The sequence below is a fragment of the Arthrobacter sp. 05T444 genome (genome assembly GCF_056395905.1).
Genome location: NZ_JBFTKK010000015.1, coordinates 26705 through 41188 on the forward strand (window position 1 = coordinate 26705; position 14484 = coordinate 41188).

A 14484-nucleotide genomic window follows, 5' to 3' on the forward strand; every position below is an offset into this window, starting at 1 on the left:
AGATTTAATCTGCACGGCTGGCTAGTGTTGTCCTTGGACAACCGTTGCCGGTCAACACAACGAAGGACGGGTCATGACACAGGCGGGACGCCAGGGTTCACCACGTAACAGTTCAGGACGTAAAGGTCCGGAACGCAATTCAGCGCGCGGCGCAGGGCAGGCCGGCCCTGCAGGCCAGCGCGGCGCAGGCTTCGGCTCAGGGCAGCGCGATTTTTCCAAGGGCGGAGACCGGCCGTTCGGCGACCGTCCGCACAAGGCGCCGAAGCCCCGCGAGGAGCGCTTCGTCGATCCAGACGAGGCACCCGCCGGTCAGGCTGCCCGGCCGGCCACCGGGGACTGGAAGTCCGGCGCCAAGTCATCGGCCCGCAAGCCCGGAGCTCGCAAGCCCGGGGCAGGAAAGACGCCCGGCACTCCCGGCGCGCTCAAGCCCAAGCCGCGGTCCGCTGCAGCCAAGACCTTCGGTACGCGGGCGTTCGGCGGCGAACGGTTCGGCCAGAACCTCGGCGCCGTCCGCAAACCTTCGCGCAAGCGCGGCCCCAGCGGCCCCGTGCCGCAGTCCGAACTGCACGACTCCGACGGCGTCCGCCTGCAGAAGGTCATGGCCCAGGCCGGGGTGGCTTCGCGGCGCGTGTGCGAAGAGATGATCGCCGAGGGCCGTGTCGAAGTCGACGGCCAGGTCGTCACTGAACTCGGTGTCCGCGTCGATCCGACGACCGCCGTGATCCACGTTGACGGCCTCCGCATCCAGCTGGACGAAGACATGGTCTACATGGTGTTCAACAAGCCCAAGGGTGTCGTCTCCACCATGGAGGATCCCGACGGCCGCCCGTGCATCAGCGACTTTGTCCGCAACACCCACGGCGAACGGCTCTTCCACGTTGGACGTCTCGACGTCGCCACCGAAGGGCTGCTGCTGCTGACAAACGACGGCGAACTCGCCAACCGCCTGACGCACCCGTCGTATGAGGTCCCCAAGACATACCTCGTCCAGGTCCGCGGCCCGTTCCCGCAGGGGATCGGCGCACAGCTGAAGGCCGGTGTGGAACTCGAAGACGGATTCGCCTCCGTTGATTCCTTCAAGCTGGTCGACTCCACTCCGGGCCACGTGCTGATCGAAGTGGTGCTGCACTCAGGCAAGAACCGGATTGTGCGCAGGCTTTTCGACGCCGTCGGATTCCCCGTGCTGCGCCTGGTGCGTGTCAAGGTTGGACCGATCGGGCTGGGTGACCAGCGCCAGGGAAGCATCCGCAACCTCGGCAAGCAGGAAGTCGGCCACCTGCTGGCATCCGTAGGGCTCTAGGGCATGTCGGCATTCCGTACTCACGGCCGAGGGCACCTGAACGGCCCGGTCGTTGTCATCGGCACGGGCCTGCTCGGCACGAGTATCGGCCTGGGCCTTCGTGGCCGCGGCGTGGCCGTTTACCTGTCTGACCCGTCGCCCACCAACCAGGCCGTCGCCGTGGACATCGGCGCCGGTTTGCCCCTGGCATCGCTGGGCGGGGAGCAGCCTGAGCTGGTTGTGGTGGCTTCCCCGCCGGACGTGACAGCGGACGTCGTGGAACGTGCGCTGTCCGACTACCCGGATGCCACCGTGCTGGACATTGCCAGCGTCAAGGCCGGCATCCAGGGCGAGTTGCGCCGCCGCGGCGTGGACCTGGGCCGCTATGTCGGCACCCATCCCATGGCCGGACGCGAAAAGTCCGGGCCAGTTGCTGCCCGCGGCGAGCTCTTCACGTCCATGCCGTGGGTGCTCTGCCCGGCTGAGGAAACGTCAGCCCCGGCGCTGCAGGCAGCACGGGCCCTGGCCGTTGACCTCGGCGCCGTCGTGTCCCAGTTCACGGCCGAGGAACACGACGAAGCCGTAGCACTGGTATCGCACCTGCCACAAGTGATGTCATCCCTGCTGGCCAGCAGGCTGCAGGGCACGCCGCTGCATGCGCTGTCGCTGGCCGGTAACGGCCTCCGCGATACGACCCGGATTGCTGCCAGCGACCCCACACTGTGGGTCCAGATTCTTGGGTTCAACGCGGGCAAGGTTGTGGAGATCCTGCACAGCGTCCGGGAAGACCTGAACAGGCTCATCGGCACGCTGGAGGATCCGGAAGCCCCGGGTGCCCGCCTCGACCTTGCCCAGCTGATCAGTGAAGGCAACGCCGGCCAGTCAAGGATCCCGGGCAAGCACGGCGGTCCGGCGCAGGCATACTCGTGGCTGACCGTGCTGGTGGATGACCGGCCCGGGCAGATCGCCCGGCTGCTGACAGAAATCGGAGAGATCGGCGTCAACGTCGAGGACCTCCGCCTGGACCACTCATCCGGACAGAATGTCGGCATGGTGGAGCTGTCCGTGCTGCCCAACAGGCACGACCTCCTCATTGAGGCCCTCAACGACCGTGGATGGCGGGTACTGCAGTGATGACACAGGAACTTATCGACACGTTGCCTGCCCTCCGGCTCGGTCGGCCGCTCGTGGTGGCCATCGACGGTCCTTCGGGCTCCGGCAAGTCCAGCGTCAGCAAGGAGGTGGCCCGCCGCCTCAGCCTCGCCTACCTCGACACTGGCGCCATGTACCGTGCCCTGACCTGGTTCTGCCTCGACCGCGGAACCGACCTTACTGACGCCTCTGCCGTGGAGCTTGCCGCCGAAGAGCTGCCGCTCGACATCAGCACCACACCGCATGAAGAGTATGTGCGGGTGGCCGGCACCGATGTCACCGAAGCAATCCGGGAACCTGCGATCTCGTCGGCTGTCAGCGCCGTGGCCACCACCCTCGGAGCCCGGACGGAACTGATCCGCCGGCAGCGTGCGCTGATCGAAAAGCACCACCGCCGCATGGTGGTGGAAGGCAGGGACATCACCACCGTCGTCGTGCCCGGCGCCCAGGTGCGCATGCTGCTCACCGCCAGTGAAGAGGCGCGCCTGCGGCGGCGGGGAATCCAGCTGGGCGGCACCCAAAGCGCGGAAGAACTGGCAGCACAGGTGACCCAACGGGACGCCAAGGATTCGACAGTGGTGAACTTCACCCAGGCGGCGGATGGCGTGGTCACTCTCGATTCGTCCGAGTTGGACTTCGAGGAGACCGTAACCGCGGCACTGCGGATCGTCACCAAGGTCATCAATCATGAGTAACGCCGCGCAGGGCGCCGTCAGCATTCCGGCCCGCTGGACCACAGGCTGGAGCCGCGCCGTGGGCTGGCTGCTGGACCACGCTGTCTACCGGACCACCGTCACCGGCCGCTCCAACGTTCCGGTCCAGGGCCCGGTGATATTCGCCGGCAACCACATCAGCTTCCTGGACGGCCCCGTCATGTTCGGAGCTTCTCCGCGCGCCATGCACATCCTCGTCAAACAGGAGATGTTCAAGGGATTCCTGGGACGGGTGCTGCGGGCTTCGGGCCAGCTTCCCGTGGACCGCTCCGGTGACCGGGCCGCACTGCAGCTCAGCAAGGCAGTGCTCGACGCCGGCCGTTGCGTCGGGATCCTGCCCGAAGGCACCCGGGGGAGCGGCAAGGCTACCGGCATCAGCAACGGAGTGGCCTGGCTCGCCCTGAACTCGGAGGCAACGGTGGTCCCGGTGGCCATCCTGGGCACGAGGCAGGGCGGCGAGCACCTGGATACCATTCCACGCCCCGGCCGCAGGCTGTACGTCAGCTTTGGTGCGGCCATCGCCGTCAGCCGGAACCCCGGCGAGACGGGCCGTGCTTCAATGGACAGGGCGGGAATGGAAATCCGCGCTGCGCTGGCGAAACACGTCCAAGACACCATACAGACAAGCGGGCAGGCTTTGCCCGACGCGGACTTCCCGCAAGAACGTTCCAACGCAGTAGCCGGGTTGCCGGCAGATCACCACTAAGGAAAGTGCAATGAGCGATACGACTCAAACTTCCGGCCGCTCCGGCGCCGGCGAAGACGAATACACGCCCACCGGCACCGACCAGGTGGCTGAGCATCTTGCCGCCCTGGACGATGATGAGGCAGAGCTCCGCGCGGCCTCGCTCCGTGCCGGGCTGGACGACTACGAACTCGACGAGGAAGACGCCGCCCTCCTGAGCGGACGCTATGACGACGAGGACCTTGAAGGTCCGGTCAAGCTGGATCCCGTGCTGGCGATCATTGGCCGCCCGAACGTGGGAAAGTCCACGCTCGTGAACCGTATCCTGGGCCGCCGCGAGGCCGTCGTGGAGGATACCCCGGGCGTGACCCGCGACCGCGTGATGTACGCCGCCCACTGGAACGGCCGTAACTTCACCGTGGTGGACACCGGCGGCTGGGAGCACGATGCCCGCGGCATCCACGCCCGGGTGGCGGAACAGGCCGAAATGGCCGTGGAGTTGGCCGACGCCGTGCTGTTCGTGGTTGACTCCGCCGTGGGCGCGACTGCCACGGATGAGGGCGTCATGAAGATGCTGCGCAGGAGCAAGAAGCCGGTCATCATGGTGGCCAACAAGGTTGATGACTTTGCCCAGGAGGCAGACTCAGCCACGCTGTGGGGGCTCGGCTTCGGCGAGCCGTACCCTGTCTCGGCCCTCCACGGCCGCGGCGTTGCTGACCTCCTTGACCACGTCATGGACACGCTTCCGGAATTCTCTACCATCGAGGGCCTGGAACGCTCCGGGGGCCCGCGCCGCGTGGCTTTGATCGGCCGGCCCAATGTTGGCAAGTCCTCCCTGCTCAACAAGCTCGCAGGATCCGAGCGCGTGGTGGTGGACAACACCGCCGGCACCACCCGTGACCCGGTGGATGAATTCATCGAACTGGGCGACCGGACGTGGCGTTTCGTCGATACCGCCGGTATCCGGCGGCGCCAGCACATGGCTCAGGGCGCCGACTTCTACGCCTCCCTGCGTACGCAGAGCGCGCTCGAAAAGGCGGAGGTCGCCGTCGTGCTTCTGGCCGTTGACGAGGTGCTGAGCGAGCAGGATGTGCGCATCCTCCAGCTGGCCATCGAATCCGGACGTGCGCTGGTGCTCGCGTTCAACAAGTGGGACCTGCTGGACGACGAACGGCGCCGCTACCTGGAGCGTGAAATCGAGCAGGACCTGGCCCATGTTGAGTGGGCTCCGCGCGTCAACATCTCGGCCAAGACCGGCTGGCACAAGGACCGCCTTGTGCCCGCGCTGGATCTGGCGCTCGAGAACTGGGACAAGCGGATCCCCACCGGGCGGCTCAATGCCTTCCTGGGCGAACTTGTGGCCGCGCACCCGCACCCCGTCCGCGGCGGCAAACAGCCAAGGATCCTCTTCGGCACCCAGGCCTCCAGCCGCCCGCCGAAGTTCGTCCTGTTCACCACAGGCTTCCTGGATCCGGGCTACCGCCGGTTCATCACCCGCCGGCTGCGCGAAACGTTCGGATTCGAGGGCACGCCCATCGAAGTGAACATGCGTGTTCGCGAAAAACGGGGCAAGAAGCGTTAATTAGGACACACCGGGCCCGTGGCGGGTGAAAATGTCACGGGCACCCTCCGGAATCGTGTAAGCTTTTGGAGGTGGTTCGGCCGGACTGCTTAGGTGAAATTCTTCTGAATATCACTGAAGCGGAGAACGGCAGGACTGACGGGCTGTAGCGCAGCTTGGTAGCGCACTTGACTGGGGGTCAAGGGGTCGCAGGTTCAAATCCTGTCAGCCCGACCAAAGCAAAACCCCGCCAACCTTCCGGGTGGCGGGGTTTTTCGTTGTCCGAAGATGGCCTACTTGAAAGCCCCCTATTTCAGCAAGCGGGACAGCCTGCGGTCGGCCAGGATCTTGCCGCTGGTCTGGCAGGTGGGACAGTACTGGAGCGCGGTATCCGCGAAGGAGACTTCACGCACGGTGTCGCCGCAGACGGGGCACGGCAGCCCGGTGCGCCCGTGTACGCGCATGGCGCCGCGCTTGGCATCCTTGAGGTCTGCCGGCGCCTTTCCCAGTGCCTCTTTCACGGCCGCCCCCAGGACGCTGTGGATGGAGTCATAGAGGATCCGGACGCTGTCCTGGTGCAGGGCGGTGGCCATGGCGAAAGGGGAGATCTTTGCAGCGTGGAGGATCTCGTCGCTGTAGGCGTTTCCGATTCCGGCCATCACTCTCTGGCTTCGGAGCACGCCCTTGATCTGGTGCGGACTGGACGCGAGTATCTCCGCGAACTGTCCGAGGCTGAACCCAGGGTCCAGCGGATCGGGTCCGAGGGCGGCGATGCCCGGAACATCGAGGGGATCCGCCACCACATAGACGGCAAGGCTCTTTTTGGTGCCCGCTTCCGTCAGATCGACTCCGATGTGCTGTTGGTCCGCTCCTTCGAAGCCCAGCCTGGCAGCAATGGGCCCCTTACCCGGACGGAGCGGCGCTGATGACGGTGATTCCGTATAGCGGACCCAGCCGGCCCGGGCGAGATGGAAAACGAGGTGCAGGCCCTCGGCGTCCAGGCTGATGAATTTTCCGAAGCGCCGGACTCCCGTCACGGTGCGGCCCTCGAGGGCGGTGTAGGGCGGATCAGCCGTCTTTAACACGGCCACGGAGAGGACTTGGAGCTTCATCAGCACTGTGCCGTGCAAATGTGTGCCGAGGAAACTGCTCAGGCCGGCCACTTCGGGTAGTTCTGGCATGCCCCCACTGTGGCACACCCGTGCGGCGCTGTCAGTGCCCCGGAGCCGTCTGCGGCCGGGCAGGTATGCCTATACTTTCAGCGGTGGCTTGTTCCTTACGCCTCCGTTGACATTGGTGATTGACCCGATGAAAGGCCCCTGATGAGCAACATTCCCTCTGATCTGTCCTACACCGCCGAACATGAGTGGGTGTCCGTGCCGAACGCCGATGGCGTGGTCCGGGTGGGGATCACTGACTTCGCCCAGGACGCGCTCGGGGACGTCGTCTACGCGCAGATGCCGGAGGTCGGAACCACCGTCACCGCGAACGACGTCGTGGGTGAGGTCGAGTCCACCAAGAGCGTCAGCGATATCTACGCCCCGGTGTCCGGTGAAATCGTGGCCCGCAACGAAGCCCTGGACACTGATTCAGCCCTCATTAACTCCGATCCCTACGGCGACGGCTGGCTCATCGAGGTCAAGCTGGCGGAAGCGGATGCAGTGGACTCCCTGCTCAGTGCATCGGAGTACGAACAACAGGTAGGCTAAAGCTAACCGTTCGCGCTGACGGGCCATTGGATTCCAGTGGCCCGGACAGCGGGCGGAAACCGGATCTGCCAGGCATTTCCGGACGGTATGCGTTGATTGCAGGGGGACATCTGCAACGAAGGAGGAGAAATCCATGGTTGGCGGCGAACAGAACCACACCAACGGTGATTACGGCACGGGCGTGGGCAGGGCTTCGGAGACAACCTCGATCAACCTCACTCCAGTTCACGATGAGCCGACCATCGTACCCAAGCTTTCGCCGGAGGAACGGGCTGCTGTTGAAGCGCTGCCCTCCGGTTCCGCACTGCTGGTCGCACACAGCGGGCCCAACTCGGGCGCCCGTTTCCTGCTTGACTCCGACGTCACCACAGCCGGGCGGCACCCGGACGCAGACATCTTCCTCGACGATGTCACTGTCTCCCGCCGCCACGTTGAATTCCGCCGCACGGCACGCAGCTTCGAAGTTGTGGACACCGGCAGCCTTAACGGCACGTACGTCAACCACGACCGCGTGGACAGCGTGGAACTGAAGTCCGGAAACGAAGTCCAGATCGGCAAATTCCGACTCACCTTCTACTTGAGCCCTGCCCGCGCAGCAGGACGCGTCTGATTCGGAGCGGCTGCCTGTGGCAATGGCACAACCGGAGCGCCGCGGACCCCTGGTCCTGAACATCGGGGAGGTCCTCGCTCAGCTGAGCGACGACTTCCCCAGCATGACGGCGTCGAAAATCAGGTTCCTTGAGGAAAAAGGACTCATCAATCCCCGGCGCACGCCGGCAGGCTACCGGCAGTACTCCGACGGCGACGTCGAGCGGCTGCGGTTCGTCCTGTCCCTCCAGCGTGACCAATACCTGCCGCTGAAGGTGATCAAGGACTACCTTGACGCCATTGACCGCGGGGAACGGCCGGAGAACCTCCCGCCAGGAGTGACTGTCTCTCCACGGATCGTCTCCGACGAGCTCGCGGCAGAGCTGCAAAACAGGGCCCGCAAGCTCAGCGAGGAACAACTGCGCGCCGAGTCCGGGGCAAGCGTCCCGCTGCTGCAGTCTCTGCTGAGTTACGGGCTGATCGGCCACACCAACGGCAAGTTTGACGAACACGCATTGCAGGTCGCGCGCGCCTGCGTCCAGCTCGAAGGTCACGGGCTTGAGCCCCGGCACCTGCGTCCCTTCCAGGCTGCGGCCGAGCGCGAATTCGGCCTGGTGGAACGGGCTGTTGCCACGCTGACGTCACGCAAGGACGCCGCCTCGCAGGCGCGGGCCGCAGAGGCGGCCCGTGAAATCAGCGACCTCTGCCTGACCCTGCACCGGGCTCTGGTCCAGGACCGTATTTCACGGATGGAGATCTGATGATCGAAGTCGAGATTGTGGGCGTCCGGATCGAGCTGCCCTCCAACCAGCCCCTTGTGCTTCTCCGGGAGATCCACGGGGAACGCCATGTACCCATCTGGATCGGGACACCGGAAGCCAGCGCGATCGCCCTGGCACAGCAGGGCGTGGTGCCGCCCCGGCCCATGACCCACGACCTCCTAGTGGACGTGGTGGAGACGCTCGGGCACTCCGTGGTCAGCGTCAATATCGTGGCGGTGGAAGACAACATCTTCTACGGGCAGCTCCAGTTTGAGAATGGCGCGACCGTCAGTTCACGGGCCTCGGATGCGCTGGCCATTGCGCTGCGCGCCAAATGCCGGATCTGGTGTGCGGATTCGGTGATGGACGAGGCCGGGGTGAGAATCACCGAACACGACGAAGGTGAGGACACCGAGCCCGGTCCCACCGTGGATGAAGAACGTGAACTGCGCAGGTTCAGGGAGTTCCTGGACGACGTGGAACCGGAAGACTTCGACGGCTAAGGTCACGTTAAGGTTAAAGTTGAGGGTGAAACTTTCGACACGCCCCGTGAATGACCCGAACGTCTTTGACCTTGGGCCGCGGCGGGCCTAACGTCGAAGGTACCAAGTTCCCATTGCATACAACAGCCGCGCAAGTCACACTGGAAAGTGCTACTCCGGCCAAATTACATGCGTGAGTTTTCATTCTGATCCTCATGCCTGTAGGAGCTGTTGCAGCAACTTCCTCAAGGGAGCTCATGACAAGGAGGATCCACGTGAGTCCGAAAGGCGAAGCAGGCGAGCTGAAGCAGCCCTCGACGGCCGGCGTAGCTGTGCCTGCAAGCGGTGCTCAGGGCCTTCTCTTCACTGAGGACCTCCCCGTCCTTGACGAGGACGCCGGCTATCGTGGCCCCACAGCCTGCAAGGCGGCAGGCATAACGTACCGGCAGTTGGACTACTGGGCCCGGACGGGCCTGGTCGAACCCGCTGTACGCGGCGCCGCGGGCTCAGGATCTCAGCGCTTGTACGGCTTCCGCGACATCCTTGTCCTGAAGGTGGTTAAGCGCCTCCTGGATACAGGTGTGTCGCTCCAGCAAATCCGCTCCGCAGTGGAGCACCTGCGGGAGCGCGGCGTCGAGGACCTGGCGCAGATCACCCTCATGAGCGACGGTGCCAGCGTTTATGAATGCACCTCCGCAGACGAGGTGATCGACCTCGTCCAGGGCGGTCAGGGCGTGTTTGGCATTGCCGTGGGGCGGGTCTGGCGTGAGGTTGAAGGCAGCCTGGCCTCCCTGCCCAGTGAGCACGCGAGCGACCAGACCTTTCCGGACGACGAACTGAGCAAGCGCCGCGCAGCCCGCAAGATCGGCTAGGGCCACACGGCGCAGCCGGCGCCCGCCCTTCAAAGCTTCAAATGAGCGAAGGCCGCCTCCCCGACGGGGAGGCGGCCTTCGCCCATTTTGCGTCGCTCGCGCTCCCTAGCGGCTGCTGCGGCTGCGGCTTCCCCTGCCGGCCGACATCAGGTTGCCGAGGAGCGCATCAAAAAGTCCCGCAGTGGATTTGGCGGAGTCGCCGGGCCAATGATGGACGGAATGCGCTGCGCCCTGGATCTGCTGCCAGTTGGCCTGTTCCGGAATGTGGGGTGTCAGCAGGAGGTCGCCGAACATCGACTGCATTTCGGCCAGGCGGAACGCGTGTTCGGACGATCCGGAGCGCACGCGGTTGGCGACGATCCCCGCGGGAGAAAGGTTGGGCGCGAATTCCTGCCGGAACAGCTGAATGGCGCGCATGGTGCGCTCGGTCCCTGCCACGGAGAACAGGCCCGGTTCGGCCACCAGGGCAACCTTGGTGCTCGCGGACCAGGCCATCCGCGTCAGACCGTTCAGGGACGGCGGGCAATCCACCAGAACCAGCTCGTATTTATCTGCGCCCGCCAGGACGGCGGACAGCCTGCGGAGATCCCTTTTGCCAAGGTCCGGACGGTCGTAGATCCCTGTGTAGGCGGACCCCACGGCCACGTCCAGGACGGCAGGGCCGGAACCGTTGCTTCCCGCCCGTCCGGTCCAGCCGCTGGCAACAACGTTGTCAGGAAGCTTGGCCTTCCGCGGATTCCTGAGCATCCTGCCGATGTCCAGCCTGTCGCTCGGCTGCACTCCCAGGGCGGTACTCGCGTCGGCATGGGGATCCAGGTCCACTACTAGTGTCGGAATTCCGGCGGCCAGTGCCGCAGACGCCAATCCGGTCGTGACGGATGTCTTGCCGACACCGCCTTTGAGGCTGCTGATGCTGACTACTTGCACTTGAAAAACCAATACCTAACGCCGGTTGCCGTGTTGGGGTAGTTTCCGCTCCGGCACTGCCGGAACCGGGGACAGGCTTCCGCCGCCCCATTCATCATATGTTGACCCGGCGCCTAAACCCTTCTTATCCGGCCCGGGCATGGCTCCGCGAAAGACGCTTTCGGGGCCATGCAGGGGACGGAGTGATTGTGGCACCGACATGACGGATAATTCTGTGATGGTAGACACAATGATTTGTGTTTCAATGCACGCGTCTTACACACTGTGACCACTTACCGATACACCCGCAATGATGCAGGAGAAGTATGTTTTCCAAGATTCTGGTGGCCAACCGCGGCGAAATCGCTATCCGCGCTTTCCGCGCCGGCTACGAGCTGGGCGCCAAGACCGTTGCCGTGTTCCCCAACGAGGACCGTAACTCGATTCACCGCCAGAAGGCCGATGAGGCATATCTGATCGGTGAAGAGGGCCACCCCGTCCGCGCGTACCTGGACGTTGATGAGGTGGTGCGGGTAGCCAAGGAGTCCGGAGCCGATGCCATCTACCCCGGCTATGGCTTCCTGTCCGAAAACCCCGACCTTGCCCGGGCCGCGAAAGCTGCCGGCATCACCTTCGTCGGCCCGCCGGCAGAGGTCCTGGAACTCGCCGGCAACAAGGTATCCGCGCTGGAAGCGGCCCGCAAGGCCGGTGTTCCGGTTCTCAACTCGAGCGCGCCGTCCAAGGACCTTGACGAACTGATCGCCGCCGCCGACGAAATCGGCTTCCCGATCTTCGCCAAGGCCGTGGCCGGAGGCGGCGGGCGCGGTATGCGCCGGGTGGACACCCGCGAGGCGCTCCCGGAGGCCCTGCAGGCCGCCATGCGCGAGGCCGATGCGGCCTTCGGCGATCCCACCATGTTCCTCGAGCAGGCGGTGCTCCGTCCGCGCCACATCGAAGTGCAGATCCTGGCCGACGCCGAGGGCAACGTCATGCACCTCTTTGAGCGTGACTGTTCCATCCAGCGGCGCCACCAGAAGGTCGTCGAGATCGCACCGGCCCCCAACCTCGATGAAGGCATCCGGCAGGCGCTCTACCGCGACGCGGTCAAGTTCGCCAAGGCGCTCAACTACGTCAACGCAGGAACCGTCGAGTTCCTGGTGGACACCGTCGGTGAGCGCGCCGGACAGCACGTGTTCATTGAAATGAACCCGCGGATCCAGGTGGAGCACACGGTCACCGAAGAGGTCACCGACGTCGACCTGGTCCAGGCCCAGCTCCGCATCGCGTCTGGAGAAACCCTGGCCGACCTGGGCCTGTCCCAGGAAACAGTGTTCCTCAAGGGCGCAGCACTCCAGTGCCGCATTACCACCGAGGACCCTGCCAACGGCTTTCGTCCCGACGTCGGAAAGATCACCGGCTACCGCTCCGCCGGCGGCGCCGGCGTACGGCTCGACGGCGGCACCGTCTACTCCGGTGCCGAAATCAGCCCCCACTTCGATTCGATGCTCGTTAAGCTCACCTGCCGCGGCAGGGACTACCCGGCAGCGGTCGCAAGGGCGCGCCGTGCCCTCGCGGAGTTCCGCATCCGTGGCGTATCCACGAACATCTCTTTCCTGCAGGCCGTGCTGGACGACGCCGACTTCATCGCCGGCAACGTGGCCACCTCATTCATTGACGAGCGTCCGGAGCTTCTAAAAGCCCGGGTCTCCGCCGACCGGGGCACCAAGCTGCTGACATGGCTGGCCGAGGTGACCGTCAACAAGCCCAACGGCGAGCTCAAGGTCCATTCCGATCCCGCCGACAAGCTGCCCGCCGTGGCCGGCCCCGATCTGCAGCCAGGTTCACGCCAGCGGTTGCAGGAGCTCGGCCCGGAAGGGTTCGCCCGGGCACTGCGTGAGCAAGCGGCCGTGGCAGTTACCGACACCACCTTCCGTGATGCCCACCAGTCGCTGTTGGCCACCCGCGTCCGCACGCGAGACCTTGTTGCCGCCGGACCTGCGGTGTCCGGACTGCTTCCCGGGCTGTTGTCCGTCGAAGCGTGGGGCGGCGCAACCTATGACGTGGCCCTGCGCTTCCTGGGTGAGGACCCCTGGGACCGTCTCGCCGCACTCCGGAAAGCCCTGCCGAACATCTGCCTGCAGATGCTGCTCCGCGGCCGGAACACCGTGGGATACACGCCGTACCCCGAAGAGGTCACGGAGGCCTTCGTCAACGAAGCTGCCGCCACCGGCATCGACATTTTCCGGATCTTCGACGCCCTCAACGACGTCAACCAGATGGCGCCGGCCATCCGCGCCGTCCGGGCCACTGGAACAGCGGTCGCCGAAGTCGCGCTTTGCTACACGGGCGACATGCTTGACCCGGAGGAAAAGCTCTACACGCTGGACTACTACCTGGAGCTGGCGCAGAAGATCGTGGACGCCGGCGCCCATATCCTCGCAATCAAGGACATGGCGGGACTGCTGCGTCCTGCTGCTGCAGCCAAGCTGGTCCGCGCCCTGCGTGAAAAGTTCGACCTCCCGGTCCACCTGCACACCCACGACACCGCCGGCGGACAGCTGGCCACCCTCCTCGCCGCCGTTGACGCAGGCGTCGATGCCGTGGACGTTGCGTCGGCTTCGCTCGCTGGGACAACCAGCCAGCCGTCAGCCTCCGCACTGGTCGCGGCACTGGCGCACACCGAGCGGGACACTGGCCTGAGCCTCGCCAATGTCAGTTCGCTGGAGCCCTACTGGGAAGCAGTACGCCGGGTCTACGCTCCCTTCGAGTCCGGACTCCCGGGCCCGACAGGCCGCGTGTACCAACACGAGATCCCGGGCGGGCAGCTCTCCAACCTGCGGCAGCAGGCCATGGCACTGGGCCTGGGCGAACGCTTCGAGGCGATCGAAGACATGTACACCGCTGCGGACCGCATTCTGGGGCGCCTCGTGAAGGTCACGCCGTCCTCCAAGGTGGTTGGCGACCTCGCCCTTCACCTCGTTGGGCTTAACGCCGACCCGGCAGACTTCAACGAGAACCCGCAGAACTACGACATCCCGGACTCGGTCATCGGCTTCCTCTCCGGCGAGCTGGGTGATCCTCCGGGAGGCTGGCCCGAACCGTTCCGCACCAAGGCACTGCAGGGCAGGAGCATCAAGGTCCGTGATGCCGAGCTCAGCGCCGAGGACAGCGCCGCGCTTCGCGGGGACTCGAAGACCCGGCAGCGAACCCTGAACCGGCTTCTCTTTGCCGGCCCCACCAAGGACTACGAGAAGAGCGTGGAAACGTACGGCAACGTTTCGGTCCTGGACACCCGCGACTACCTCTACGGCCTGCAGCGCGGCGCGGAGCACGTCATCGAGCTGGAGAAGGGCGTCCGCCTCATCGCTTCGCTGGAAGCCGTGTCGGAACCCGACGAGAAGGGCATGCGCTCGGTCATGTGCACGCTCAACGGCCAGTCCCGGCCCGTCCTGGTGCGCGACACGTCCGTGGTCAGCAACGTGAAGGCTGCGGAGAAGGCCGATCCTGCCCAGCCGGGGCACGTCGCCGCCCCGTTCGCGGGAGCCGTGACGGTCACCGTCAAGGCCGGCGACACCGTCAATGCCGGCGACACTGTTGCCACCATCGAGGCCATGAAGATGGAGGCGTCAATCACGACGCCGGTGGGCGGCAAAGTCACGCGGCTGGCGATTTCCGCTGTGGAACAGGTCCAGGGCGGAGACCTGCTGCTCGTCGTTGAGTAACTGCGGGTGGTAGCGCCGGGCACAGCCCGGCGCTACCGCTGCGCGGTACTCCCG

The 14484-nt window shown here is 65.3% G+C and carries 13 protein-coding genes and 1 tRNA gene; 12 read left to right on the top strand and 2 right to left on the bottom strand.

Annotation, left to right across the window (positions count from 1 at the left end):
• The first annotated feature begins 73 nt into the window (after positions 1-73).
• The 6 genes from AC1DD3_RS15015 (at position 74) to AC1DD3_RS15040 (ending at position 5627) form a co-directional block, all read left to right on the top strand.
• On the top strand, positions 74-1300 hold the full coding sequence (locus AC1DD3_RS15015; protein ID WP_230117707.1) for a pseudouridine synthase: 1227 nt from the start codon (positions 74-76) through the stop codon (positions 1298-1300).
• A 3-nt stretch (positions 1301-1303) separates the two neighbouring features.
• Positions 1304-2413, top strand: coding sequence for a prephenate dehydrogenase (locus AC1DD3_RS15020; RefSeq protein WP_476882020.1), 1110 nt, complete (start codon positions 1304-1306; stop codon positions 2411-2413).
• Positions 2413-3126, top strand: a complete 714-nt coding sequence (gene cmk / locus AC1DD3_RS15025) for a (d)CMP kinase (protein ID WP_230117705.1) — start codon at positions 2413-2415, stop codon at positions 3124-3126. The genes AC1DD3_RS15020 and cmk overlap by 1 nt, the downstream gene beginning before the upstream one ends.
• Positions 3119-3850, top strand: a complete 732-nt coding sequence (locus AC1DD3_RS15030; protein WP_476882021.1) for a lysophospholipid acyltransferase family protein — start codon at positions 3119-3121, stop codon at positions 3848-3850. The genes cmk and AC1DD3_RS15030 overlap by 8 nt, the downstream gene beginning before the upstream one ends.
• A 10-nt stretch (positions 3851-3860) precedes the next feature.
• The gene (der, locus tag AC1DD3_RS15035) at positions 3861-5411 is read left to right on the top strand and encodes a ribosome biogenesis GTPase Der (protein WP_230117703.1); all 1551 of its coding nucleotides are present in this window, start codon (positions 3861-3863) and stop codon (positions 5409-5411) included.
• Between the two features lie 139 nt (positions 5412-5550).
• Positions 5551-5627, top strand: a tRNA-Pro gene (locus tag AC1DD3_RS15040).
• A 71-nt stretch (positions 5628-5698) separates the two neighbouring features.
• Here AC1DD3_RS15040 and AC1DD3_RS15045 read toward each other — a convergent pair.
• The gene (locus tag AC1DD3_RS15045; protein WP_476876581.1) at positions 5699-6571 is read right to left on the bottom strand and encodes an Fpg/Nei family DNA glycosylase; all 873 of its coding nucleotides are present in this window, start codon (positions 6569-6571) and stop codon (positions 5699-5701) included.
• Positions 6572-6712: 141 nt separating this feature from the next.
• Between AC1DD3_RS15045 and gcvH the strand changes: the two genes are divergently transcribed.
• The 5 genes from gcvH (at position 6713) to AC1DD3_RS15070 (ending at position 9802) form a co-directional block, all read left to right on the top strand.
• A complete protein-coding gene (gene gcvH, locus AC1DD3_RS15050) occupies positions 6713-7099 on the top strand; it encodes a glycine cleavage system protein GcvH (protein WP_230117701.1) in 387 nt (128 codons plus the stop codon).
• 133 nt (positions 7100-7232) lie between these two features.
• Positions 7233-7709: an FHA domain-containing protein gene (locus AC1DD3_RS15055; protein WP_230117700.1), complete on the top strand. Its 477-nt coding sequence runs from the start codon at positions 7233-7235 to the stop codon at positions 7707-7709.
• Between the two features lie 22 nt (positions 7710-7731).
• Positions 7732-8448: a transcriptional regulator FtsR gene (ftsR, locus tag AC1DD3_RS15060; protein ID WP_230117699.1), complete on the top strand. Its 717-nt coding sequence runs from the start codon at positions 7732-7734 to the stop codon at positions 8446-8448.
• Complete coding sequence (locus AC1DD3_RS15065; RefSeq protein ID WP_230117698.1) at positions 8448-8951, top strand: bifunctional nuclease family protein; 504 nt, start codon at positions 8448-8450, stop codon at positions 8949-8951. The genes ftsR and AC1DD3_RS15065 overlap by 1 nt, the downstream gene beginning before the upstream one ends.
• A gap of 254 nt (positions 8952-9205) precedes the next feature.
• Entirely contained in the window at positions 9206-9802 is a 597-nt protein-coding gene (locus AC1DD3_RS15070; protein ID WP_230117697.1) for a MerR family transcriptional regulator, read from the top strand.
• A gap of 105 nt (positions 9803-9907) precedes the next feature.
• Here AC1DD3_RS15070 and AC1DD3_RS15075 read toward each other — a convergent pair whose 3' ends face one another.
• A complete protein-coding gene (locus AC1DD3_RS15075; RefSeq protein WP_230117696.1) occupies positions 9908-10729 on the bottom strand; it encodes a ParA family protein in 822 nt (273 codons plus the stop codon).
• 305 nt (positions 10730-11034) lie between these two features.
• Here AC1DD3_RS15075 and AC1DD3_RS15080 point away from each other — a divergent pair, with 305 nt between their 5' ends.
• Positions 11035-14430: a pyruvate carboxylase gene (locus tag AC1DD3_RS15080; RefSeq protein ID WP_230117695.1), complete on the top strand. Its 3396-nt coding sequence runs from the start codon at positions 11035-11037 to the stop codon at positions 14428-14430.
• Positions 14431-14484: the final 54 nt, after the last annotated feature.

Bases quoted from the DNA above. Each gene is read 5' to 3' on its own strand.
- AC1DD3_RS15015 (WP_230117707.1), top strand. From the start codon at position 74: ATGACACAGGCGGGACGCCAGGGTTCACCACGTAACAGTTCAGGACGT.
- AC1DD3_RS15020 (WP_476882020.1), top strand. From the start codon at position 1,304: ATGTCGGCATTCCGTACTCACGGCCGAGGGCACCTGAACGGCCCGGTC.
- cmk (WP_230117705.1), top strand. From the start codon at position 2,413: ATGACACAGGAACTTATCGACACGTTGCCTGCCCTCCGGCTCGGTCGG.
- AC1DD3_RS15030 (WP_476882021.1), top strand. From the start codon at position 3,119: ATGAGTAACGCCGCGCAGGGCGCCGTCAGCATTCCGGCCCGCTGGACC.
- der (WP_230117703.1), top strand. From the start codon at position 3,861: ATGAGCGATACGACTCAAACTTCCGGCCGCTCCGGCGCCGGCGAAGAC.
- AC1DD3_RS15045 (WP_476876581.1), bottom strand. From the start codon at position 6,571: ATGCCAGAACTACCCGAAGTGGCCGGCCTGAGCAGTTTCCTCGGCACA.
- gcvH (WP_230117701.1), top strand. From the start codon at position 6,713: ATGAGCAACATTCCCTCTGATCTGTCCTACACCGCCGAACATGAGTGG.
- AC1DD3_RS15055 (WP_230117700.1), top strand. From the start codon at position 7,233: ATGGTTGGCGGCGAACAGAACCACACCAACGGTGATTACGGCACGGGC.
- ftsR (WP_230117699.1), top strand. From the start codon at position 7,732: ATGGCACAACCGGAGCGCCGCGGACCCCTGGTCCTGAACATCGGGGAG.
- AC1DD3_RS15065 (WP_230117698.1), top strand. From the start codon at position 8,448: ATGATCGAAGTCGAGATTGTGGGCGTCCGGATCGAGCTGCCCTCCAAC.
- AC1DD3_RS15080 (WP_230117695.1), top strand. From the start codon at position 11,035: ATGTTTTCCAAGATTCTGGTGGCCAACCGCGGCGAAATCGCTATCCGC.